This is a genomic window from Microbulbifer maximicatervae (SeqCode) (assembly GCF_052468095.1).
On the sequence record NZ_CP174332.1, the window covers coordinates 3,748,811 to 3,772,507 of the forward strand.

At 54.7% G+C, this 23,697-nt stretch carries 21 protein-coding genes; 2 read left to right on the forward strand and 19 right to left on the reverse strand.

The window, feature by feature from the left end; all coding sequences use genetic code 11:
- Window positions 1-63: 63 nt before the first annotated feature.
- A complete protein-coding gene (locus ACJJIL_RS16420) occupies window positions 64-1,095 on the reverse strand; it encodes a DUF481 domain-containing protein (RefSeq protein ID WP_444906128.1) in 1,032 nt (343 codons plus the stop codon).
- A 241-nt stretch (window positions 1,096-1,336) separates the two neighbouring features.
- Here ACJJIL_RS16420 and ACJJIL_RS16425 point away from each other — a divergent pair, with 241 nt between their 5' ends.
- Entirely contained in the window at window positions 1,337-1,642 is a 306-nt protein-coding gene (locus tag ACJJIL_RS16425) for an MGMT family protein (RefSeq protein WP_413664717.1), read from the forward strand.
- A 20-nt stretch (window positions 1,643-1,662) separates the two neighbouring features.
- Here ACJJIL_RS16425 and ACJJIL_RS16430 read toward each other — a convergent pair whose 3' ends face one another.
- The 8 genes from ACJJIL_RS16430 to ACJJIL_RS16465 form a co-directional block, all read right to left on the reverse strand.
- Window positions 1,663-2,934: an AmpG family muropeptide MFS transporter gene (locus tag ACJJIL_RS16430; protein WP_413664716.1), complete on the reverse strand. Its 1,272-nt coding sequence runs from the start codon at window positions 2,932-2,934 to the stop codon at window positions 1,663-1,665.
- Between the two features lie 236 nt (window positions 2,935-3,170).
- Window positions 3,171-4,544, reverse strand: coding sequence for an AmpG family muropeptide MFS transporter (locus ACJJIL_RS16435; protein WP_445360238.1), 1,374 nt, complete (start codon window positions 4,542-4,544; stop codon window positions 3,171-3,173).
- A gap of 73 nt (window positions 4,545-4,617) precedes the next feature.
- Complete coding sequence (locus ACJJIL_RS16440; protein ID WP_413664714.1) at window positions 4,618-5,190, reverse strand: YbhB/YbcL family Raf kinase inhibitor-like protein; 573 nt, start codon at window positions 5,188-5,190, stop codon at window positions 4,618-4,620.
- Between the two features lie 15 nt (window positions 5,191-5,205).
- On the reverse strand, window positions 5,206-6,192 hold the full coding sequence (locus ACJJIL_RS16445) for a threonine ammonia-lyase (RefSeq protein ID WP_445360239.1): 987 nt from the start codon (window positions 6,190-6,192) through the stop codon (window positions 5,206-5,208).
- Window positions 6,193-6,305: 113 nt separating this feature from the next.
- A complete protein-coding gene (locus tag ACJJIL_RS16450; RefSeq protein ID WP_444932472.1) occupies window positions 6,306-7,733 on the reverse strand; it encodes an aldehyde dehydrogenase family protein in 1,428 nt (475 codons plus the stop codon).
- Window positions 7,734-7,971: 238 nt separating this feature from the next.
- Window positions 7,972-8,847: a regulatory signaling modulator protein AmpE gene (ampE, locus tag ACJJIL_RS16455; RefSeq protein WP_444914474.1), complete on the reverse strand. Its 876-nt coding sequence runs from the start codon at window positions 8,845-8,847 to the stop codon at window positions 7,972-7,974.
- A gap of 90 nt (window positions 8,848-8,937) precedes the next feature.
- On the reverse strand, window positions 8,938-9,495 hold the full coding sequence (ampD, locus tag ACJJIL_RS16460) for a 1,6-anhydro-N-acetylmuramyl-L-alanine amidase AmpD (RefSeq protein ID WP_445360240.1): 558 nt from the start codon (window positions 9,493-9,495) through the stop codon (window positions 8,938-8,940).
- Window positions 9,496-9,685: 190 nt separating this feature from the next.
- Window positions 9,686-12,133 carry a DUF1631 domain-containing protein gene (locus ACJJIL_RS16465; RefSeq protein ID WP_445360241.1) on the reverse strand — a complete coding sequence of 816 codons (2,448 nt, stop codon included), beginning with the start codon at window positions 12,131-12,133 and terminating at the stop codon, window positions 9,686-9,688.
- A gap of 433 nt (window positions 12,134-12,566) precedes the next feature.
- Here ACJJIL_RS16465 and nadC point away from each other — a divergent pair, with 433 nt between their 5' ends.
- On the forward strand, window positions 12,567-13,421 hold the full coding sequence (gene nadC / locus ACJJIL_RS16470; RefSeq protein WP_445360242.1) for a carboxylating nicotinate-nucleotide diphosphorylase: 855 nt from the start codon (window positions 12,567-12,569) through the stop codon (window positions 13,419-13,421).
- Between the two features lie 27 nt (window positions 13,422-13,448).
- On the opposite strand, the gene ACJJIL_RS16475 is transcribed toward nadC, so the two are convergent.
- The 10 genes from ACJJIL_RS16475 to ACJJIL_RS16520 all read right to left on the reverse strand — a co-directional run bounded on the left by ACJJIL_RS16475 (window position 13,449) and on the right by ACJJIL_RS16520 (window position 23,635).
- Window positions 13,449-14,198 (reverse strand): sulfite exporter TauE/SafE family protein, encoded by a 750-nt coding sequence (locus tag ACJJIL_RS16475; RefSeq protein WP_445360243.1) that lies wholly within the window; start codon window positions 14,196-14,198, stop codon window positions 13,449-13,451.
- The gene (gene ccoS / locus ACJJIL_RS16480) at window positions 14,199-14,384 is read right to left on the reverse strand and encodes a cbb3-type cytochrome oxidase assembly protein CcoS (RefSeq protein WP_108732140.1); all 186 of its coding nucleotides are present in this window, start codon (window positions 14,382-14,384) and stop codon (window positions 14,199-14,201) included.
- 34 nt (window positions 14,385-14,418) lie between these two features.
- A complete protein-coding gene (locus ACJJIL_RS16485; protein WP_445360244.1) occupies window positions 14,419-16,851 on the reverse strand; it encodes a heavy metal translocating P-type ATPase in 2,433 nt (810 codons plus the stop codon).
- Window positions 16,848-17,372 (reverse strand): FixH family protein, encoded by a 525-nt coding sequence (locus ACJJIL_RS16490; protein WP_413664705.1) that lies wholly within the window; start codon window positions 17,370-17,372, stop codon window positions 16,848-16,850. The genes ACJJIL_RS16485 and ACJJIL_RS16490 overlap by 4 nt, the downstream gene beginning before the upstream one ends.
- Window positions 17,373-17,457: 85 nt before the next feature.
- Complete coding sequence (gene ccoG / locus ACJJIL_RS16495; protein ID WP_413664704.1) at window positions 17,458-18,876, reverse strand: cytochrome c oxidase accessory protein CcoG; 1,419 nt, start codon at window positions 18,874-18,876, stop codon at window positions 17,458-17,460.
- Between the two features lie 139 nt (window positions 18,877-19,015).
- Window positions 19,016-19,924: a cytochrome-c oxidase, cbb3-type subunit III gene (gene ccoP, locus ACJJIL_RS16500; protein ID WP_444906137.1), complete on the reverse strand. Its 909-nt coding sequence runs from the start codon at window positions 19,922-19,924 to the stop codon at window positions 19,016-19,018.
- Window positions 19,924-20,157, reverse strand: a complete 234-nt coding sequence (locus ACJJIL_RS16505) for a cbb3-type cytochrome oxidase subunit 3 (protein WP_413664702.1) — start codon at window positions 20,155-20,157, stop codon at window positions 19,924-19,926. The genes ccoP and ACJJIL_RS16505 overlap by 1 nt, the downstream gene beginning before the upstream one ends.
- Window positions 20,158-20,175: 18 nt before the next feature.
- Window positions 20,176-20,793, reverse strand: coding sequence for a cytochrome-c oxidase, cbb3-type subunit II (gene ccoO, locus ACJJIL_RS16510; RefSeq protein ID WP_413664701.1), 618 nt, complete (start codon window positions 20,791-20,793; stop codon window positions 20,176-20,178).
- An 11-nt stretch (window positions 20,794-20,804) separates the two neighbouring features.
- Window positions 20,805-22,259: a cytochrome-c oxidase, cbb3-type subunit I gene (ccoN, locus tag ACJJIL_RS16515; protein ID WP_413664700.1), complete on the reverse strand. Its 1,455-nt coding sequence runs from the start codon at window positions 22,257-22,259 to the stop codon at window positions 20,805-20,807.
- 155 nt (window positions 22,260-22,414) lie between these two features.
- Window positions 22,415-23,635, reverse strand: coding sequence for an argininosuccinate synthase (locus tag ACJJIL_RS16520; protein WP_413664699.1), 1,221 nt, complete (start codon window positions 23,633-23,635; stop codon window positions 22,415-22,417).
- Window positions 23,636-23,697 lie beyond the last annotated feature (62 nt).

The window sequence follows — 23,697 nt, forward strand, 5'->3', positions numbered from 1 at the left end:
CGTTTTTTAGATTTATCGTTTATGACTGCCTTCGAACCTGCCCTATGCAGGCTCGAGGGGGAATTACCATTCGTAACCGACACCAACGGTCACTTTGGTATCTTCTTTTTCACTTTCCAGGGAGGGCGTATTGTCGTACTGCCACTCGTAACCAATCTCCATCAGCACGCCTTCAACCAGCGGTGTGCGCACCCCCAGCTTGGCATTAGCTTCGTAGTCGTTACTGTGATCAAAGGATTGTAAGGTTTCTTGGTCGAAATAAATTTCCGGCCCAAGGGAAAACTTGTAGCGGTAGTTAAGTGCAATTCGACCGGCGACATAACGCTCATCTTGGTCTTCACTCAACTCTTCATCGATAAAACTCTCATGCAGGCTACTCACACCACCTTCGAGGGAAAAAGTGGTTTTACTGGTATCGTAAAACAGATAACCCATACCGAGACCGAGCGTAGTTCCCAAGTCTAAGTTCTGAGCCTCTTCCCTTTCCAACTCACTGTTAGCCGCGGCAAACCACTTCTCAGCAAAGATCCAGCGGAGATCATAATTGAGCTGGTATTTTTCTAGGTCACCGTCTTCTTCACTCTCCTGATTCTGGTAAACCGCCCCCATCAGGTGGTTAAAATCTCCATGGCGGATATCCAAGTTAATATTGGCATCGAGGTCTTCACGCTCACGGTTACCGCTCTCAAATACGCCCCCGGCGGTAACATTACCGCTGAATAACACCGGACTGGTGGTAAATGTGCTGTAGGGTTCTGCCCGCTCAATACCGGGGAAGTCGATCAGCCAACCGCGCCCTTCAGCACAGTACACTTCCCAACGCTCCTGGCGGTGGCCAGCCAAGGTACAGGGTTCATCCCTGCCGGCAATTTTGATATCGGTATCGACATCCATCGACACAACTTTGGATTTGTCGACTTTAACTTCACCAAAAGTCTCTGACTTCCAAGTGACCTGATCCTTCTCTACCAGCACCAACTCGCCCTGAATACGATCGCCATTTTCCAGAGTCAGCACACCGGCATGGGCCTGGAAGGGCACAAGAAACAAGAGAGTTCGAGCAAAGAGCTTGGGGAGTCGTGTCGATAAAACCACTAAGAAACCTTGGACTTTTTAGGTGTATGAACGGTGCAAACAGCCTCAACAATCGCACCATGATGCCATAACTAGAATCATGTGGCACGCCGTCACAGCGGAGGCTTTCGCGCCCTGGGGACTGTGACCTTGCGAGCTGGTAAAGTATCCATAAATGGCGAATAAAAATCTCATTTTCAGGAGATTACAAAGTAAAAAATTGCGCCCAGTTGGCGTAATTCGCCGATATTTAGAGCTTTTTATGGAAAAACAGAACTCCCTGGAAAGAATATGCCAAGCCTTGGCGGCGATCCCCAAAGGGCGGGTTGTCACCTACGGGGACTTGGCTGAGATGGCCGGCTACCCACGCGCTGCGAGACTTGCAGGTCAGACCCTGCGTAAATTACCCCGGGGTACCAAGCTACCCTGGCACCGGGTGATCAACGCCCAGGGGCGCATCTCCCTGCCGGAGCCCGGCGCCAGCCGCCAGCGTGAAAGACTGGAAAGAGAGGGGGTCATACTGCTGAAAGGGCGAGTGGATATGGGCAAATACCGCTGGAAACCTTAGCCCCAATCGCATACAGAAAACTACGCTACCTCATCAGCCCCCCAGGGCGCGACCCAAAATAACAGGATCATTCCAGGCACCGCCAGAACGGCACACAGGAGAAAGAAATGTGTCCACCCCATTCCCTCCACCAAATAGCCGGTGGAGGCATTGGCGAAGGTGCGCGGGAGCGAGGTCAAGGCAGTAAACAAGGCAAATTGAGTCGCGGTGTGCAACTTGCTGGTAGTTCGGGCGATAAATGCAATAAACACCGCTGTCCCCAACCCCACCCCAAGATACTCAAAGGCAATTACTATCGCCAATAGCCAGAGGCTCGGATTGAAATCTGGAGTGCCCACCAGCTCGCCATTCACTTCGGACAAAATCATAAATCCGAAAATTGAAACCAGCTGTACCACCCCAAAAATCCATAGGCACTTATTAATCCCGATCTTTACAATTAATAAGCCACCAAAGAAACCGCCAATTACCGCAGGCCACAAACCGGCATTCTTTGCCACTATGCCGATATCCGTATTGGAATATCCCATATCCAGGTAATAAGGCGTCGCCAGTGCCGTAGCCATGCTATCGCCAAGCTTGTACAAAAACATAAAGGCCAGTACGAGCACCGCCTGTTTTACTCCATTGCGATTAAAGAACTCGACGAAGGGTAAAACAATGGCCTCGCGCAAAGATTTAGGACGACCTGCTGGATGGTCTGGCTCAGCCACCATCAAGGTCATAAAGACGGCGATCAACATAAAGGCCGCAGTAATCATAAACACCTGGTCCCAGGCCAGGTGATCCGACAGGATCAAGCTGAGGGATCCCGGAATCAAGCCGGAAATACGATAGGCGTTGGCGTGAAAGGAATTGCCCAGGCCCAACTCCTGGTCCGGCAGAATCTCTCGCCGGAAAGCATCCAGGACTATATCCTGGCTGGCGCTAAAAAAAGCCACCGCAAAGCAAATTGCGGCAATTGACCAGATATCAAACTGGGGACTGAACATCCCCAGGACGCCAATGGAAACAATCAGTAACAGCTGCATTACCAGCATCCAGCCCCGCCGGCGGCCGAGCATCGGGAATGCGTAGCGCTCCATCAACGGAGACCAGATAAATTTCCACGTATAGGGCAATCCGAGCAATGCAAAAATACCGATAGTGGCCAAATCCACGCCTTCGGTACGCAGCCAAGCGGGCACCAACTGTATCAATACAAAAAGAGGCATCCCCGAAGAGAAACCGGTGCCAATACAAATCAGCATACGCCGATTAAACACCGCCTCCCGGATGGTTTCGTGGGCCATAGTTTGTCGCTTTTATTCGCTGAGCATCGTCTACCAGTGATACCCGACCCGACAGGCAACAGACACACAATCAAACATAAGGGCGAGTCTATGGAGGGGTGGGTTTCACCTTTACAACCACCATAGACACAAGCCGGGCAGAATGCCCGGCGAAGAGTTTTGATATGACATAGGGATTTAGAAAAGAGCTGAATTCGGGATGTAATCTTAGAGAGGAAATAGCATCCCTGAAAACCTTAGGTAGTGCCCGCTCCCGGCTGCACTTCTTCTCCCGGCCAGTCGCGCTGCTCGCGGCGCCAAAAATAAATGGACAGCAGAATGGCTGGAATTCCCATAAGCGCTGCATAAATAAAGAAGTAGGCATAACCCTGAGCATCCACCACTATGCCGGAAAAACCACTGATAAATTTCCCCGGCAAGGTCATCAGGGAGCTGAACAAAGCATATTGAGTGGCGGTATAAGCTTTATTGGCAAGACTGGAGAGAAACGCGATCAGTATCGCATTGGCAATTCCTCCACTGATGTTGTCCGCACTAATTACCAGCGCCAACCAGGCTTTATCGGGACCGATCACAGCGAGTTGGGCAAATAGCAGGTTGGTACAGGCAACCATAACCGAACCCAGTATCAGCGGACGCACAACACCGTATCGCACCACTAACAGCCCGCCTAGAAAGGAACCGATAATGGTACAGAAGAAGCCAAACAGCTTACTGATTTCAGCAATTTCCGTTTTGGTAAAGCCCAGATCCAAATAGAAGGGATTGGCCATCACCCCCATCGCAATATCACTTAAACGGAAGATACCGATAAATAGCAACAGAATGATTGCAAAGCGGCCATTGCGCTGAAAAAACTCGATAAAGGGGCAGGCCACGGCGCGAATAAACCACTGCTTCAGGCGACCATGCTCCCCCTTGCCCAACAACCGCTGGGCCCACTCGCTTTGCAGCTCATCGGCTTCTTTGTTTACCTTGCTGTGATCGGGCTCGGCAATAACCAGAGTGGTAATCAGGCCCACGCCCATCAACCCGGCCATCGCAAGATAAGCACCGGACCAGCTAAAGATATCCGCAATAAACAGGGCACCCGCTCCGGCTATCAGCATTGCCACCCGATAGCCAAATACATAATTGGCTGCCATAGCGCCCTGATAGTCGTCATCCATGGCCTCAATTCGATAGGCATCAATCGCCACATCTTGAGAGGCCGAACAGAAAGCGACCCACAAGGCCAGCAGGGCCACGTGCATCAGGGAGAGCTGGGGATTTACACTGGCCATACCTATCAGGCCAATCGCTATCCCGATTTGGGATACCAGCATCCAGCCCCGACGCTTGCCCAATTTGTCCGTGAAAAAAGGCAGACGCAGCTGATCGACAATAGGGGCCCAGAGAACCTTGATCGAAAAGGTAATCCCCACCCAGGCAAAAAACCCGATGGCGGTGCGGCTGACACCGTAGTCCCGCAGCCAGGCAGTCAAAGTAGAGAAGACCAGCAGTAATGGGAGGCCGGCGGAAAAGCCGAGGAAAAACATGGTGAGTACACGGGGCTTCAAATAAGCAGCCAGCGCTTGCCCCCATGTCATTTGTTTTTGTAAGTTGGTCAAGCGCGGGCCTCCAGAGCCTCAGCCGCTGCAACAGGTGTTCCTGTGCAGCGGAGTATTAAATTAGTTTATTTACTCAGTGGCCCCACAAAACTTCCAGCTCCGCTTCGGCCAACTTATTGGCATTGATATTGAAGCCAACTTTAGCAGGAGAAGTGTTTTCATCCAGCGGCAGGGATTCCACTTTCAAGGCATAGACACGAAAACGATAGCGATGATCCCCGTGCCCCTTGGGCGGGCAGGCGCCACCGTAACCGGAATTACCATAATCATTGCGCCCCTGCACGGCTTCTGGGATCAGGCCGTTTTTCAGGTCACCGGCCCCTTCCGGAAGATTGGTCGTATCCACTGGGATATTAAATACCACCCAGTGCCACCAACCACTGCCGGTAGGCGCGTCGGGATCGTAAGCGGTAATAGCAAAACTCTTTGTGCCCTCCGGTGCCCCACTCCAGCTCAATTGGGGAGACAGGTTCTCACCGCCGCAGCTGCCATAAACATGAGCCATGGGCATTTTCTTTCCAGCTTGTAGGGAGCTAGATGACAATGTCAGTTTTTCAGCAATCGCGTTGGTTCCAGTCAGTGACAGCGCAGCAGCACAAAGCAGCCCGGCCAAACCCCGGCCGCCCTTTTTCAATAAATGGCTCATATCCCAGTTCCCCTTTTAGTTTTCTTCACTGGACAGCAGTGGGCCCACTTTGTCCAGATCCATATTTCCGCCGGTCAGAACAACCACGACATTCTTATTGCGAAAGCGCGCGCTGTGCTCAATGATCGCAGCGAGACCCACCGCAGCCGACGGTTCTACCAGCTGTTTGGTTCGCGTCCACAATAGCCGCATCGCATTGACGATACCAGCTTCGCTGACTGTCACAATATCCCGCACCGTGCGCTCAATAACGGCGTAATTTTTGCCGCCCAATGTTGTGCGCAGACCATCGGCGATCGTATCGGGTTGTTGTGTGGTGATATGAACGCCACCGCGCAGTGAACGCTGGGCATCATCCGCTCCGGCGGGTTCCGCACCAATTACCAGGATATCGGGGGCAAGCGCAGCCATAGCCAATCCCACGCCGGACAAAAGTCCACCGCCTCCCACTGGCGCCACAATAACGTCTGGAGCAAAGCCCTGTTCGCGGCTCTGCTTGAGCACTTCCATGGCTACAGTGCCCTGCCCTGCAATAATGCGCTTATCGTCATAGGGCGGGACTTCGTGCGCACCGGTTTCTTCAAGTACCTTTGCCAAAGTGGATTCGCGATCAGCCAGGCTGGGGCCCGAAGTCACCACTTTGGCACTGTACCCCTCAACCGCCATGCGTTTCGTCTTGGGAGCCGTTTCGGGCATCACCACCGTGCAGGCCAATCCCCGCTGGGCTGCTGCCCAGGCGAGCGCCGCACCGTGATTACCGGACGAATGGGTGGCAACTTCCTCGACCCCGTCTGGGAGCAGCGAAAGCGCATTAGCCGCGCCCCGCGCTTTAAAGGCACCCACTTTCTGCAAGTGCTCACACTTAAACCACAAATTGGCGCCCGTCAGCTCGTTCAGCTGCCGAGAGCTGAGCAGAGGGGTCTCGTGTACCATGCCTGCAATATTTTGTGCGGCACTAAATACATCCTCACTGGCAGGTATCTCGTTGCGATCCAGGGGCATAACACTGTGTATCCTTTTCGACTACATGGGAATAATCCAGCTTATCCACCGCCGATAACATCCAGTGTTCTACGGAGCAGGCACAGTGGAAAACCGTGCCTGTCGATAAGGAATTATTTGCTGAGCATACGCAGGAATTTCATTTTCCTGTCGTTGAAGGGTGCATATCGTATATCGATATCGAGGATATTTCTGCGCCGCATTACGGCCTTGTAATGACTGAAAGTGCGGAAGCCATGCTCTCCATGGTAGGACCCCATACCGCTGGCACCGACGCCTCCAAAAGGCAGGTCCTGGGCCAGCATAAACATCATGCAGTCATTCACGCAGGCGTTGCCGGAGCTGCAACGGGATAGAATCCGATCCGCCAATGCTTCATCCTGGGTAAATACATACAAGGCCAGGGGCTTCTCTCGCTCATTGACAAACTCCTCCGCTTTGGAGAAATCATCCAGTTCAATAATGGGGAGTATCGGGCCAAAGATCTCCTCCTGCATAACTCCCGCAGAGAGATTGACGTTGCGCATTATTGTGGGCGCCATATAGCAGTCGTCCACATCGACTTCACCGCCAAATACCACCTCTCCATCCCCCAGGTAATCCGACAGGCGAAGGGTGTGCTGGCTGTTAATAATGCGCCCATAGTCGGCAGATTCTCGCGGATGCTCCCCATACATTTCCCAGAGCACCCGCTGCAACATGGGGGTGAGCCGATCGGCTGTACGCCGACTACAGAGAACATAATCCGGGGCGATACAAGTCTGCCCCGCATTGGTAAATTTACCCCAGGCAATTCGCCGTGCAGCCACTTCCAAGTTGGCATCATCGGCAACAATACAAGGGCTCTTTCCGCCGAGTTCCAGGGTTACCGGAGTCAGGTATTTAGCCGCCGCACTCATTATGATTTTGCCGACCCGGCCACCGCCGGTGTACATAATATGGTCCCAGCGCTGCTCCAGCAGCGCCGTGGTTTCTGCCACACCACCTTCGACACACGCAAAGGCATCATTGTCGAGATAACGCGGTAATAATTCTGCGATTAACCGGGAGGTTGCGGGCGATAATTCAGAGGGCTTTACCACCGCGCAATTGCCAGCGGCAATCGCCGGTACCAACGGCGATAACAATAATTGCAGCGGATAATTCCAGGCACCGATAATCAGCACAACACCCAGCGGCTCCGGTTGCACATAGCTCTTGGCCGGCTGGGTCATCATCGGCGATTGGACCTTGCGCGGGCGCACCCATTTCTTCAGGGACTTCAGGGTGTGATCGATATCGTTGTAGAGAAATGAAATTTCAGTGAGGTAGCTTTCCTGGGGAGCTTTGCGCAAATCATCGCGAAGGGCTTGGACAAAATGTGCCTCGTTCTCGGAGATCATCTTGCGCAGCTGAGACAGTTGCTTGCGCCGCCAACTCAATTCAGTGGTGCTGCCGCTGCGAAAATAGGTTCGCAAGCCCGCCACTAATGTGGCTGCGTTCCAATCATTTGCCCTAGCCAGATCTGACAACATTTGCGGTTCCAATACCGAAAATTCCAAACCCTACTTCCTCCAATGAGTATAAGCCGTCGCAGGCAATGACTAGCTTCGCTTTATTGATATGGCAAAGCACCGAAGTCCGGCCGCTGGGGCGCGCAATTTCGTAGGAAGGGGGGGATAAGTCAAGATAGGAAGGAAAGAAAATTTTGAAAATGGCGACAAATTCAACAATCGCCCCAGAAGACAAAAGTAGCTCTGGGGCGATGGTACAGGCATTACGGAGTTATTCAGAGGCTCCTTAGATAAACAGAACCAGAAGGGCCAAACCAGTGATCCACAGAAGCAAGGTTCTGGATAGCAGCGCTTGAAGCCCCTCAATCTCCGCACCACTTTGGCGCTGCATCTGAGATAGATCGGAACCACCACTGCACTCACTGGCGTCAATACCGCCGAGAGCCCCCTCCAGGTAAGCCTCGAGAACCTGATCGGTATGGCTCTCACGACACATCAGCACCCGGCGCCAGGCGCGGTAACAACCGGCAAAGTTACCCACAATGGCAAAGCTCAGCCCCATCACACGGACCGGCAGCCATTCCAACAACCACAACCAACGCGCCGCCGTCGCCTCTTCGGAGGAGCCCCGGGTATTTTCTGCGTACAAAGCACTCAAGCGGAAGAGTACAGCCCCGGGAATACCCAGCAAAATAAACCAGAACAGCACGGCGAAAAGTCTCTCAAAGGCGCAGTAGGCAGCGCCGCGAAATACCTGCTCATGCAGACAAGTGTCATCGGAGGGCGCTTCGTGTAACTCGCGCAAAATGGGCGCTGCCGCTTTGGTGGCACCTTCCAGGTCTCCGCTATACCAGTGGCGCAGGTAGTTTGCGACGATATCGTTGAAGTTGCCGCGACCGAGACAATAGAGCAGCAGTGGCACCCCCAACAGCAGGTAGCCCAGACCACCCGCAGCGCCCTCTGCCAGCGTCATCGCAATCGCAGAGATCAATACTGGAACCAGGATAGTGACACCAAGCAGCAGACCACTATTGCCATTAATGCTGGGCAACGCCTGTAAATACTGACTCCAGCGACTGAACCAACCATCGCGATGTAACGGAGCCCCTGAACCCCAGATTTGCACCAGGGCAACGGTTATCAGAACAATTAACAGAGTCATAAATAATCCGGGACTGTTTCAGTTATCAAAATCGTGCTGCGGCTCCTGTTACAGAAACCCTTCCCCCTTTTTAAGGTCCGCTACTGGGTATCAGACGATTTTTTTCAGCTTGTTGAGGTAGCGCTCCCAGTCAAACCCCGGGCCCGGGTCCAATTTCCTTCCGGGAGCAATATCCGAATGACTGGCAATTCTATCGATATCGATAGCGGGATAAGCTTGCATAATCGCAGCACTCACCTCGGCAAGTGCGTGATATTGGGAGTCGGTGTAAATATCGGTATCCAAACCTTCCAGCTCAATACCAATGGAAAAATCATTGCAGTTAGTGCGACCTTTAAACTCGGACTTGCCCGCGTGCCAGGCACGCCTATCAAGGGGCACGTATTGAGTTACCAGGCCATCGCGGTCGATCAAAATATGCGCAGACACCTGTAACGCAGCAATATCGGCAAAATAGGGGTGCGCGTCGATATCCAACTGCCCCAGGAAAAAGGCATCAATGTAGGGGCCGCCATATTGTCCGGGCGGCAAGCTGATACTGTGAATCACCAATAGATCCACCGCACAGTCTTCCGGGCGGCTATTGCAATGAGGACTCGGAACCCGGCGCGCGCCCGCCAACCAGCCAGACTCCACTTGATATTTCAATCTGCGATCTCCGCTGCAACCTATTGATAGCCCCGGTATCGCCCGAGGCTTCAGCAGTTACCATTCTATGGAAGCGTTGATCGATATGCCAATCTGATCGGAGCAGTATCGCGACATAACTTGCGGAAAACCACTGGCCACTGAGTATCCCTGCTAAATACTCAACGTCCGCTCGTTACATTCCTGAAAATTAGCGCTGCTCACTGCGCTTCTTGCGCACATTGCCAATTACGGACTGCAGCGCCCGCTCAAACAACATGCCGTCATCCAGCGGCAGCAGTTGTGCCGAACGCAGCGCATGGGCCAGCTCTAGTCGGGCGAATTCAGCGACTTTGGCGCCATTGCGATTAACGAAGATAAACTGGTCGATATCGCGAATTACCGCCGCCAGACGACAACGGAACTGCTCGTCCTCAGAGCGCTTCAGCTCGAACCAACTGCCCTGTGCCAGGCGGAAGGTCATCTGCCAGTGGGGATCATCTTCGTCAAGGGGGGCCAGTCCATCCTGCTCCGGTGCAGCCACCTCTGCTTCAGCAACTGCCTGCTCAAGCTCTTCCATCTGCGGCACCGCCACTTCCTGGGGTTCGGCTTGGACAGCTTCAACAGTAACTTCACCTGGCTCATCTGGAAGTTGGTCTTCGGCAGTGTCTGAAATCACTTCCTGGGTAACCACGGCTTCTGCAATAACCGCTTCAGTCACTGCAGCTTCACCAACCGTAGCTTCAGTAACATCAGCGGGTCCGGCATCAGCAGCAGTTTCCTGCTCCACGACAGGGGCAACAGGCGCAGGCTCAGCAGATTTCGCTGCGCGCACTTCGCGGGCAACCTGCTCTGCCACTTCACGTTCACGCTGCTCAGCCAATTGCTGGGCCAGGGCAAAGCGCTCGCGATAAACTTCTTTGAGGCCGGTGAAAAGGGTACGCGCTTCGAAAGCGTTATAGGAAAGCGCCTCAATTCCCTCGCGCAATCTCTCCTGCAAAACAGGCAGTAAGCTCAATAACTGTTTGCGGGAATCCGGCATTGGGGCCTGCACACTCCACACGAGATCTCTCGCTGTGCGCACGTCGCGGTTCCAGGCGTCGCTCTCTGTACCCTCTTTGACGCAAGTCAGGAACAGCACGTTGTTCCAAACTTTGTTCAACCAATCCTGCACCACCTGTGGCAGATCCCGCTCTGCAACCAAGGCATCCATGACTGCGGCAACCCGTGCGCGGGCAGCTTGGGTTTTAGCCCGACCATCCGCCTCATCGACAACGCGGCGCTCCAACATCTCGGCACGCTTGCGCTCGCGGACGATAAATTCGCGCAGGGATTCCAGTAAAACGGCAAAGATATTGATATCCCGATCAAACTCATTAAGCACGCGCTCAACAATTTCGGATATCTCTTTGTACAGGGGATCGGATTCGTAGTTATCCCCTGCCTGCCATCCGGTAGCGGCATCGGCCAACTCGTTCAGCAATTTGCGCGCAGGATGGCCGCCTTTACTGAAAAATGACTTGTCTGCAATGGCTACTTTCAACAGCGGCAGTTGCAGGCGGCCCAGAAGTGATTTGATTTGGGTGGCAAGGCTGCGGTCCTCCAGGATAAAGGAAAACAACATCTCCACCAGCTTGATCACATCGCTATCGACTTTTGCCAGCGAAGCGGCCTGGTTGGAATCCACCAAGCGCTGCTGTAGCAATTCGCCCACATTCAAAAGCTGTACCGCACTTCCACCTTGATAGTGGCTGCCACTTTGCAGCGCACCCAAGTGGGAAAGCAGATCCCCTGCAGGCATTGGAGTAACACCTGCGGCTGCGGGCACCAATCCTGGAGGGAAGTGCCCCGTAGCTGCAACTCCACCTTGTACTGGCTGGCTGCCAGCCTCTACATCGCCGGCACTACCAGTGGGGGCACTGGCGGCGTGGGGAGCACCGTTGTAGGCCGAGCGCTGCCTGGCTACTCGCTGCTGCTCACGCAGAGATGGCAGTACGCCCTGCTCTACAAGTAATTGGTTACAAAATTCATAAAAATCCCGCAGCTGCAGCATGACCACCTGCTCGAACTTTTTCAGCAGGGTGAGGCGAGCGCGGATAAATAGGTCCAGATCCTGAATCGCCTCTACAAAGGCGTCACAGATTACGTCCGGCCCCAGAGGGTTGTTCTTGTCGTACACCTTGACGGAGTAGAGCGTATCGAGCCTCATGCACAGCTCGGTAAGGGGCTCAGCGAAATCGCGCTTGGCATTAGCCACCATGGTATCGGCAGCGACCAACTGCTCCAGGTCATCGTTGTGAACCAACGACAGGTTATCTGAGGCGAAACTGCTTTCCGTCTTTTCTTCCTGGCGGACCTGAAAAGCGCGCGAGACGTTCTGGATAAAGTGCTCGGCAATATTGCGGCGCTCAACGCGCAGCAGGCGCAGTGCCTGGAAAAGCCCATCCTGCTCCTCCTGGCCATGAGCTCGCTCGGCCATTGCAAACAGGGAATCATCCACCTTGCCAAACAGCGCTTTAATCCGCTCCAGCAGCTGTGCCGTCGCTTTGTCCTTCAGCATTGTTACTGCGGCGGGCAGAACAGGGGGCTTACCTGATGCAGAAATATTTCGCGCTCCACTTTTCTCTGAGAGGGAAACTACCTTTCTGGATTCACTCATTTCCAAGAGGTCCTTCGAATGCCGTCCGACTTGTAGCGTTGAGGCCAAAAGCAAAAATTAGTGAATGGAAAAGTGGTCTCCCTAGCGGAAACGGGGGCTTTCTGTTCCCCGCTAACCACATTCCCAAACTGTTGAAATCCCGCCGCGATCATGCGCGAAAAATCTGCCGAAGTTCTTGATTTCACTCAAGTTTTGACCGCGAGAGAACAGCGTTTACCGGCCCTGCTCTGAAACTATTCAGGCTGCGATCAAGCCTAACTCTTCGGTCATTCTACTCGCGTTATAGGACTGTTTTACACAGTTCTGCGACATATTTGAGACACTTGTCACAGCTATTCGTAGAGCCAACTGCTACTTGCCAGTGACTGAGTTGAGCAGTCAAAACCCCGAGTGTTTTGGTAAACTGCGCCGGCGTTAATTTCGAGGTTTCCCAATGCGACCACAAGACACGGCTATTCCCAATATCACTGCCGACCTGCAACGCTCAGTTCAGGTGGCCCTGGAAGAAGATATTGGTAGTGGCGATATCACCGCCCAGCTGATCCCAGAGGACCGCAATGCGCGGGCCCGGGTAATCACCCGCGAAGATTGCACTCTGAGTGGTCGCGCCTGGGTAGAGGCTGTATTCCACGCCCTGGACCCGGAGCTCGTCCTCACCTGGCACTTCAAGGACGGCGACCGCATCAGCGCCAACGCCGTTATTTTTGAGCTGGAAGGCAATGCCCGCGCTATCCTCACCGGCGAGCGCGCCGCACTGAATTTCCTGCAAACCTTATCCGGCACTGCCACAACCGCTGCGGAGTTCGCCGCGCGAGCTGAAGGCACTGAGGTGAAGATTCTCGACACCCGCAAGACCATTCCCGGTCTGCGCAGCGCACAGAAGTACGCCGTACTTTGCGGTGGCTGCCACAATCACCGCATCGGTCTTTACGACGCCTTCCTGATCAAAGAGAACCATATCTTCGCCGCCGGAGGCATTGAACACGCCGTCGCCCAAGCGCGAGTGATCAAGCCGGAAGCCTTGATTGAAGTCGAAGTGGAAAATATTGAAGAGCTGGAGCAGGCGCTCGCCGCCGGTGTGGACGTGATTATGCTCGACGAATTCAATGATGAAGACACTAGAACGGCCCTGAAACTGGCCAAAGGCAAAGCCAAGATTGAGCTTTCCGGCAGTGTCGACCGGGATCGCATCGCTCAGTTAGCTGAACTGGAAGTGGACTATATCTCTTCTGGTAGCCTGACCAAGCACCTGCGCGCTATCGACCTATCCCTGCGGATCGACCTCTAGCGCCCACAGGACCCATCATCACTGCGCTTAGTGATGGTGATGATGGTGTCCCTGCTCTTCCGTATCTTCTGCGGGAGCTTCCATCCCGCTCATCTGCCCGTGGTTGGCGTGGTTTCCGTGTCCACCGTGACCCATAGCCCCCCAAATGGTCCAGATACCAAACAGCAAAATCGCTGCGGCGAAACCATAGCGAACCCCCGGCTTTTGCACTATGCCACGCACCTGTGCCGCCGCAGCACCAGTAGCCAGCATGGCGGGCACGGTGCCCAAACCAAAAGCAAACATCGCCAGGGCAGACCGCTCGGCACTGCCCTGGGCCAGGGCGAACGTCAGCGCGCTATAAACCAAACCACAGGGCAACCAGCCCCACAGGGATCCCAGTGCCAATGCCTGCCCCGCAGAGCGCACCGGTAATAATTTGGCCGATAGTGGCTGCACATAGCGCCAAATGTAACGGCCCCCTTTTTCAATCCAAGCCAATCCCTGCCAGATACCGCCGATGTACAGCGCCATCAGGATCAACATGATCCCGGCAGCAAATCGCAGTGGAGTTAGTGCCGGCAGTATCGCCGCACCGAGGGCACCGGCGAGCGCTCCCATCAGCGCATAGCTACCCAGGCGACCCAATTGGTAAGAGCCCAGCTGCACCCAAGCAGTCTTTTTCCCCGGTGTCGCCATACCCAGCGCTCCGGAGATTCCCCCACACATACCGATGCAGTGACTGCTACCCAAAAAACCGATAGCGAGCGCCGCCGCTAAAAAACCCCAGTCCCCCACTTACTTCTCCTGCTTCCTTTCCGCGTCAGATTTGTCCTGCTGAACATCATCGTCATCAAACAAAATGCGACGACCTTCCGTTTCCAGGTCATCGTACTGTCCGTTATTCACGGCCCAGAAAAAGAGCTTCACCGCAAAGCCAACCAAAATCACCGCAATGGGAATCAGGAAATACAGACTTTCCATCAGTTACACCTCCTCTCTTTCTGTGAGCACGGGATTAAGCCGCAGCGCCCACAGGGTTTTCGTCGACTTCCTGTCCACGGGACAGACGCAACGCATTTAGCACTACGATCAGAGAACTCAGGGACATACCGATTGCCGCAGCCCAGGGCGGCACCAGACCGCAAAATGCCAGCGGCAGGGCAATCACGTTGTAGCCCAGAGCCCATGCCAGGTTTTGCCGCACAATTCGGCGGCACTTGTGCGCCAGCTCTATAGCTTTGGGCAGCACTTCGAGATCTCCGTTCAGCAAAATGGCATCGGCGCGGGACTGGGCCAGATCCGCCGCAGACATCATCGCCACAGAGGCATCGGCACCAGAGAGCACTGGCACATCATTGATACCATCCCCTACCATTAACACCTTCTCACCATCGCTTTGCAGCTGCTTCATATGGCTGAGCTTGTCCTCTGGCGAGGCACCGGCGCGGTAGTTATCGATACCCGCTCGCCCTGCCAGCCGCTCAACTTCCGCAGACTGGTCACCACTGAGCAGTTCCACTGAAAGACCTTGCTCAGTCAAACCCTCAGCAGCGGTGGTTGCCGAGTCCCGTAACTTATCCCCCAACGCAATCCAGGCAATAGGGCCCAGGGAGTCGCCGAGCAGCAACCACTGCCCCTCCCCTTCGGGCGTGAAAATTTCCTCACTGGAGACAAAGCTCGCCTTACCCAGCCGGTAACTGTCCCCCTCGATCTGCCCTTCCAGGCCAGCCCCGGTATGAACTTTCAGATCAGTGGCGATGAGATTGCCACGCCAGGCTCGGAAGGCCCTGGCCAGGGGGTGATTGGTCTGGGATTCCAGGGCAGCGGCAACATCCTTAACCCGCTGCTCGCTCCAGTTGGCCCGCAGCAAATCAATATCCAGAATTCTCGGCTCACCGCGTGTCAGGGTACCGGTCTTGTCGAACAGCACCCGGCCGATTCGCGGCAACGTTTCCAGTAGGCTGCCTCCAGCCACAAGAAGTCCCAACTGCTGTAAACGCAAGGTGGCGGAAGCCAGGGCAGCAGGGGTTGCCAGCGACAGTGCGCAGGGGCAAGTCACCACCAAAACAGATAAGGACACCCAAAAAGCGCGACTGGGATCGATTTGCCACCAGACAATAAACGCCGCCAATGCCGCGAATAAAACGACACCGACAAAAATACCCGCGACCCGATCTGCCAGGGCCACTTGGTTGGGTTTATCTAATTGCGCCCGTTCTACCAGGCGCTCAATAGCAGACAAGCGAGTCGACTGCCCCGCTGCCGTAATTCGAATAGTCAGGGTGGAATCGCCGTTGACACTACCGGCATAAACCGGGCTGCCTGCAGACTTCTGCTGCAGTGCCGATTCACCGCTGAGCAGGGATTCATCCACACCGCTCACGCCCTCCAGCACCTCCCCATCGGCGGGGATAGTGTCTCCCGGGCGCAACAAAACTTTATCCCCAGCGACCAATGCGGCCACCGGTACATGGACAATATCGCCCCCTTGGTATTTAGCCGCCGTCATCGGCAGCAACTGAGCCAGACCACCGCTGGCTAAGCCCGCCCGATGGCGGGCGCGCATTTCCACCGTCCGCCCCAACAACAGGAAGAAGGTGAACATGGAGATAGATTCGAAGTACACCTCACCGGTGCCGAATACGGTGGCGTAAAAGCTGGCGACATAGGCCATACCAATCGCCAGGGACACCGGCACATCCATACTCAGGTGTCGGGCGCGCAGGCTGCGCAAAGCGGCACTGAAAAATGGGCGCGCCGCGTAGAAAACCACTGGCGTTGCTACCAGCAGGGAAACCCAGCGGAAGTAGCGCTCAAACTCGCCGACACCCTCTTCCGCTGCAGCACCAAAATACAGGGCGATGGCAAACATCATCACCTGCATGGTGCCGAGTCCGGCGACACCCAGGCGGCGCAGGGCGGCGCGGTGCTCGCTCTGGATCACGCTTTCCTGGTTGGCCGCAGTGGCCGGGGCCGGCCGGTAGCCAATCCGTTCCAGTTCGCCAAACAGCTCACTGGGTTTGATCTTGTCGGGATTAAAACCGATCTGGGCACGCTGGGTACTGGCGTTGACAGAGACCTTCTCAATCCCGTCCAACTGCCCCAGGTGCTTTTCTATCAACCACACACAGGCCGCACAGGTAATACCGCTAATCAACAGCGAGGCAATCTTGTTGCCGTTATCCCAATCGTGAACAAACTGCTGCTGCACTTCCGGCAAATCGTATGCCGCCCAGCGGTCCTGGGGTTGAGCTTCCTCCGGCCTGTCACTCTCCTTCTCCCGGAAGCGATAAAAGCCATCCAGACCACCGGAAACGATAGCGCTGGCTACCGCCTCACAGCCTGGACAACACATATCCCGGGCGGCCCCGTCGATAACCACCGAGTGGTTGCTGCCGGGAGGGACTGGAAGTCCGCAGTGATAACAGGAGGAGGAAGACGAAGTCATTGAGTTACTGCGTTCAGTGGCGCGGCATTGCCGAGATCGAAGTTGATTTCACCTTTCAGGCGCCAGTTGGCGTCCTGATGCGCATCGGGATCGAGTTCCGGCATCAAGCGCAGATACCAGCGATTCCCAACGCCTTCAGGCAAAGTGCCCTGGTAGCGGCCCACGGAGAGCTGGGAGAGCTCGATATGCTTATCCAGGTCAGACTCCACCGGGTGGCTCAATGTGAGCAGTAGGGCCTTGGGGTAGTCGAGGTCGCCATTCAGCTCCACGACAACCGATTTTTCAGAAGGCTGAAACTGGACCAAAGCGGCCAGACCCAGCTCTTTCGCGCGCAAGTCTTGCTCGGCGCTGAAGTGATACATGCGGCTGTCTTTGTAGTAAGTATCACTGACTTTATCGTCAGCAAAGCGCACCGCTATCGAGACTGTAATTGTGGAGACAACCACCACTGTAATCAGTGGGGCCAGTACCATCCACGCCCAAGGTTCCCGGTACCAGGGTTTTGGGGTTGATTCATTCATCGCGTTACCAAAAAGTTACCGTTTGTGCACAAAAGTCGAGCCCGCCTGGGCGGGCCCGTACTTTGCAACGGGATTGGCGTCCCGTCTACTGCTTTGGACCAATAAACACCGTTCGGTGCTTATCAACCAGCTCAGGATTGTCGACTGCTTGGACAACAATCTCGATATCGTGCTTGGTATCCTTCAGCTGGTCTCTGGGAACGCTTACCCGAATGGGAACGGAGAACATCTCTCCAGGCACCAGGTAAATCGTCTTCGGCTTGCGAATGGAGTAATCGTATTCAGGCTTACCTTCCACCTTGATGGTGAATTCGTGGGGAGCCTGATCCATATTGTTGATTTTCACCGTGTAGACGTTTTGCACCTGCCCCTGAGACTCACGGAACATACGAGCACCGCGGTCGCGAGTTATTTCTGCCTCGATAGGGCTTCGAGTCATCACTTGCTGTGCAAACAGGCCGGTCATCGCAACCAGTATCAACGCGTAGCCAAATAGGCGCGGGCGCAGGAAGCGGGTCTTTCCACCCTGCAATTCGTCCTCAGAGGTGAAGCGAATCAAGCCCTGCTCATAGCCCATCTTGTCCATCACGCTGTTACACGCATCGACACAGAGGCCACAGTTGATACATTCGTACTGCATGCCGTCGCGGATATCGATATCCACCGGACACACCTGAACGCACCAGTAGCAGTCGATACAGTCGCCCATACCTTCCGCTTTATAATCCACGTTCTTCTTGCGCGGACCACGGGTCTCACCCCGCTTGGCATCGTAGTAAACCGCCAGCGTATCCTCGTCGTACATTACCGACTGGAAACGGGCATAGGGGCACATATATTTACACACCTGCTCACGCAGGAAGCCGGCGTTCATATAGGTGGCAAAAGTGAAGAAAGCGACCCAGAAAACACCCTGCGGGTGCGCGTTAAACGTCGCCAGATCCACGACCAGCTCGCGCACACCGTAGAAATAACCCACAAATGCCAGTGCAGTTGCCAGCGAGATCAACAGCCAGATCGTGTGTGTGCCACCCTTGCGCAGAACCTTTTCCAGGTTCCAGGGGGCCTTGTCGAGCTTCATGCGCTTGTTGCGATCGCCTTCACAAACCCTTTCTGCCCAGATAAACATCATGGTCCAGACGGTCTGCGGACAGGTGAAGCCACACCACACCCTGCCCAGCAAAGTGGTGACCGCAAACAGGGCGAAGGCGGCAATGATCAGCAGCCAACCTAGAAGGAAGCCGTCTTGGGGGCCGAAAGTAGTCCAGAAAATATGGAATTGGCGGGTGGGGAGATCAAAGAAGACCGACTGGCGCCCGTCAATATTGATCCAGGGTAGGAAGAAGAAAGCCAGCAGCAAAGGCAGGCCGGTATATTTGCGAACACGGGTGAAAACACCCTTGATATGTCGGATGTAGACTTTGTCTTCCGACTCATACAGCATGCGATAGCGAACTTCGCCATCACCTTCCTGTTCCTCACGGGTTGGAATTAAATCACTCACACAAACCTCACTCTCGCACGGGCACATCTTGTACGTGGGCCAGGTAGCCCCTTATGTTGAGGCTTTTTTCTCCGTCCCTGCAGCGCCCGGAGTCCCTTGATAAAACAAGGCCCAGCAAATGCCGGGCCTCAATAGTTAATTACTGCTTTTCTTCTTCCTGCTGCGACAGGCTGTAGACATAGGCCGCTACGAGGCGGATTTTGTCTTCACGCAGTTTATCTTTTTGCGCGGGCATCATATTTGTACGACCACCGCGAATAGTGTGTTGGATCTGTTCGCGATTGCTACCGTACAGCCAGATGTCGTCGGTCAGGTTCGGCGCACCCAGCATTTGGTTGCCTTTGGCATCCATACCGTGACAAGCCATACACACGGTGTTGAATACCTTCTGACCTTCGGCTGCCATGGCGGTGTCGTGCTCCAGGCCGTTCAGGGAGAGAACATACTCTGTCGCATTTCTAACACCTTCTTCACCGATCACCGGACCCTGAGGAGGCATCATGCCCTGACGACCGTTGTACAGGGTTTCCAGGATTTTCTCCGGGGTGCCGCCGTACAGCCAGGCGTTATCGGTCAGGTTCGGGAAGCCAAAGTTACCGCCGGCATCTGCACCGTGACATACCGCACAGTTGTTAGCGAAGATCCGGGAACCCATCTTGAGGGCTTCGGGGCTCTGCGCAATCTGCTCGATCGGCATATTTTCGTACTTACCGAAGGTCTCGTGGAATCGCTCCTGAGCCTTGGCCTGGGAAGCTTCCAATGCACCGACAGAAGTCCAGTTGCCGACACCTTTGAAGTTACCCAGACCCGGGTAAACCACCAGATATCCCGCAGAGAACACCAGGGTGGCAATGAACAACATGAACCACCACTTGGGCAGCGGGTTGTCGTATTCCTCGATGCCATCGTAAACGTGGCCCGTGGTTTTGTTTTCCGGTTCAGCCTGGTCATCCACTGCCACCTTTCGGTTGGCGAACAGCACCCAGGTAATCAACGCCAGATTGGCGAGGGTGAGCACAATTACCCACACACTCCAGAATGTACTCATTACTTATCCTGCCCCTGTTTTCGATTGGCTCCGGGTTTATCCCCGGAATTGGATTCGTCCTGCTGAGCGGCCGACTTGTCCTTGTCGGCTTGTCGCTCTTCATCGGCAAATGGCAAATTGGCATCTTCTTCGAAGCGCTTCTTGCGCTTCGGAGAGAAGGCCCACCAGCAGATAGCCAGAAAAGCCACAGAGCCCAGAACCAGACCGATTTCCCGCAAAGTTTCAATAGTCACGAGTTTCCTTCCTCGCTATTAGCGTTTTTGGGTAACCAGGGTACCCAGCTGTTGCAAGTAAGCGACCAGCGCGTCAATTTCCTTGACCTTGCCACCTTTGAAAGGCTCAGCGGCGTTGGCGATGTCGTCATCGGTGTAGGGCACACCGACGAAGCGCAGCGCTTCCATCTTACGTGCGGTGTATTCGCCAGTTACCACATTGTCGAACAACCAGGGGTAAGCAGGCATGATTGACTCAGGCACAACGCTGCGCGGGTTGTACAAGTGCGCGCGCTGCCATTCATCAGAGTAGCGTCCACCTACGCGCGCCAGGTCTGGACCGGTACGCTTGGAGCCCCACAGGAAGGGGTGCTCGTAAATGGATTCCTGAGCCATGGAGTAGTGGCCGTAACGCTCAACTTCCGCACGCAGAGGACGAATCATCTGAGTGTGGCAAACGTGGCAGCCTTCGCGAATGTAGATATCGCGACCTTCCAGCTCCATTGCTGTCAGCGGCTTCTGCCCCGGCAGCGGCGTGTAGTTATCCTTGGTAAAGAACTGCGGAACGATCTCAACCAGGGCGCCGAAACTGATGGCGATAATGGTGAAAAAGATCATCCAGCCGATGTTTTTTTCTACGAGGTCATGATTCTTCACGATCTAAACTCCTATGCCGCAGGCACTGCTCGAACGGTGTTATCGGCTTCGGCATCGTTTACCTTCTCGGTAATCGTGCGGTAAACGTTGTAAGCCATCAGCAGCATACCCACCAGGAACATGGCGCCGCCCAACCAGCGAACTACATAGCCCGGATGGCTGGCTACAACACTCTCTACGAAGCTGTAAGTCAGGGTGCCGTCGGCGTTAAATGCACGCCACATCAGGCCCTGGGTAATACCGTTAACCCACATAGCGGCGATGTACAGAACAGTACCTACAGTTGCCAGCCAGAAGTGCGCGTTGATCAGCTTGGAGCTGTACATTTCGCGGCGTTTCCACAGAACCGGAACTAGGTGATACAGAGCACCGATAGAGATCATGGCAACCCAGCCCAAAGCGCCGGAGTGTACGTGGCCAACGGTCCAGTCAGTGTTGTGAGACAGAGCGTTTACAGTCTTGATGGACATCATCGGACCTTCGAAGGTAGACATACCGTAGAAGGACAGGGATACCACCAGGAAGCGCAGGGTCGGGTCGGTGCGCAGCTTATGCCATGCGCCGGACAGGGTCATGATGCCGTTGATCATACCGCCCCAGGAAGGTGCCAGCAGAATCAGGGACATAACCATCGCCAGGCTCTGAGCCCAGTCGGGCAGCGCTGAGTAGTGCAAGTGGTGACCACCAGCCCATACGTACAGGGAGATCAGTGCCCAGAAGTGAACGATAGACAGCTGGTAAGAATAAACCGGACGACCAGCTTGCTTAGGTACGAAGTAGTACATGATGCCGAGGAAGGCAGCAGTCAGGAAGAACCCTACTGCGTTGTGGCCATACCACCACTGGATCATTGCGTCCTTAGTGCCCGAATAGATAGAGTAGGACTTGAACGGGCCAACAGGAATCTCCAGGTTATTAACGATATGGAGAACAGCAATAGTTACGATGTAAGCACCGAAGAACCAGTTCGCCACGTAGATGTGAGAAGTCTTACGCTTCATGATGGTGCCGAAGAACACCAGCGCGTAAGCAACCCAAACCAGGGCAATCAGGATATCGATAGGCCACTCGAGCTCAGCGTATTCCTTGGTGGAAGTGAAGCCCATCGGCAGAGTGATTGCCGCGGCGACGATAACGGCCTGCCATCCCCAGAAGGTGAAGGGGATCAGCCAGCCACCCCAAAGGCGGACCTGACAGGTACGCTGTACCACATAGTAAGAAGTGGCAAAGAGAACACTACCACCAAAGGCGAAAATTACCGCATTGGTGTGCAGAGGCCTCAAGCGCCCGAAGTGCGAGAAGGGCTGCCAAAAGTCGTTGAGTTCAGGCCAGGCTAGCTGGGCTGCGATCAATACGCCCATGCCCATACCAAAAATGCCCCAGACCACGGACATGATGGTGAACTGGCGCACGATATTGTAGTCATAGTCCGGCACAGGGCCGGTCTTTGCCACCGTTGTCGTCATGTTTTTACTTCCGTTGCTTTTAAGATTCGGTTCCACTGTGCGGGACTGGCCCACCACAGAAGGTGTGTAACCACAATGTGTGAGGCACTGTGGTTACTATTGGCCGGATAAGGATTTAAGCGCATCCTTGCCCGGTGATTGCTGATCTAAATCAACTAAATCAATTTTCTTCCTTTACCTGCGGCAATGCGCAGACGCAGGGCGTTGAGCTTGATAAAGCCCTCCGCATCCTTCTGGTCGTAAGCGCCAGCATCGTCTTCGAAGGTAGCGATACGCTCATCGAAGAGGCTGTCCGCAGAGCGACGGCCCACAGCACTCACGCTGCCTTTGTACAGTTTCAGGCGAACTTCGCCATTAACCACATCCTGGGACTCATCGATCGCAGCCTGCAGCATGCTGCGCTCCGGGGACCACCAGTAACCGTTGTAAACCAGCTCGGCGTAGCGCGGCATCAGGGAATCCTTCATGTGCGCAACTTCGCGATCCAGGGTAATGGACTCAATGGCGCGGTGCGCCTTCATCAAAATGGTGCCGCCCGGTGTTTCGTAGCAGCCGCGGGACTTCATTCCCACGTAGCGGTTTTCCACGATATCCAGACGACCGATACCGTTGGCTCCGCCCAACTTATTCAGCTTCTCAAGCAAAGTAGCAGGGCTTAAGCGCTCACCGTCGATAGAAACGGGATCGCCCTTCTCAAAACCCAAAGTAATGTAGGTGGGTTCTTCCGGGGCCGCCTCGGGGCTCACACTCCAGCGCCACATATCCTCTTCGGCTTCCGCCCAGGGATCTTCGAGGTTGCCGCCCTCGTAAGAGATGTGCAGCAGGTTGGCATCCATCGAGTAAGGGGATTTCTTCTTGCTGGAAGAGAAGTCCACCGGAATATTGTGCTGCTCGCAGTACTGCATCAGCTTTTCGCGGGAGTTCAGGTCCCACTCGCGCCAGGGAGCGATTACCTGGATGCCCGGCTTCAGCGCGTAGGCGCCCAGTTCGAAGCGCACCTGGTCATTACCTTTACCGGTAGCACCGTGGGAAATGGCATCGGCGCCAGTCTCGTTGGCAATCTCAATCAGGCGCTTGGCAATCAGCGGGCGCGCAATAGAGGTACCCAGCAGGTACTCCCCTTCATAAATCGCATTGGCGCGGAACATCGGGAAAACGAAATCGCGCACATACTCTTCGCGCAGATCGTCGATATAAATCTCTTTAACCCCGAGGGCCTCGGCCTTGGCACGGGCCGGTTCCACCTCTTCACCCTGGCCGATATCAGCGGTGAAAGTCACCACTTCACAACCGTAAGTCTCCTGCAACCATCGCACGATTACTGACGTATCCAATCCACCGGAGTATGCCAGTACCACCTTTTCGATTTTGCTCATTGCTGTCCTCTGCTGCCGGAAATACGCCGCCGCGACAAAAACGCGGAGACGGGGAATGCCAC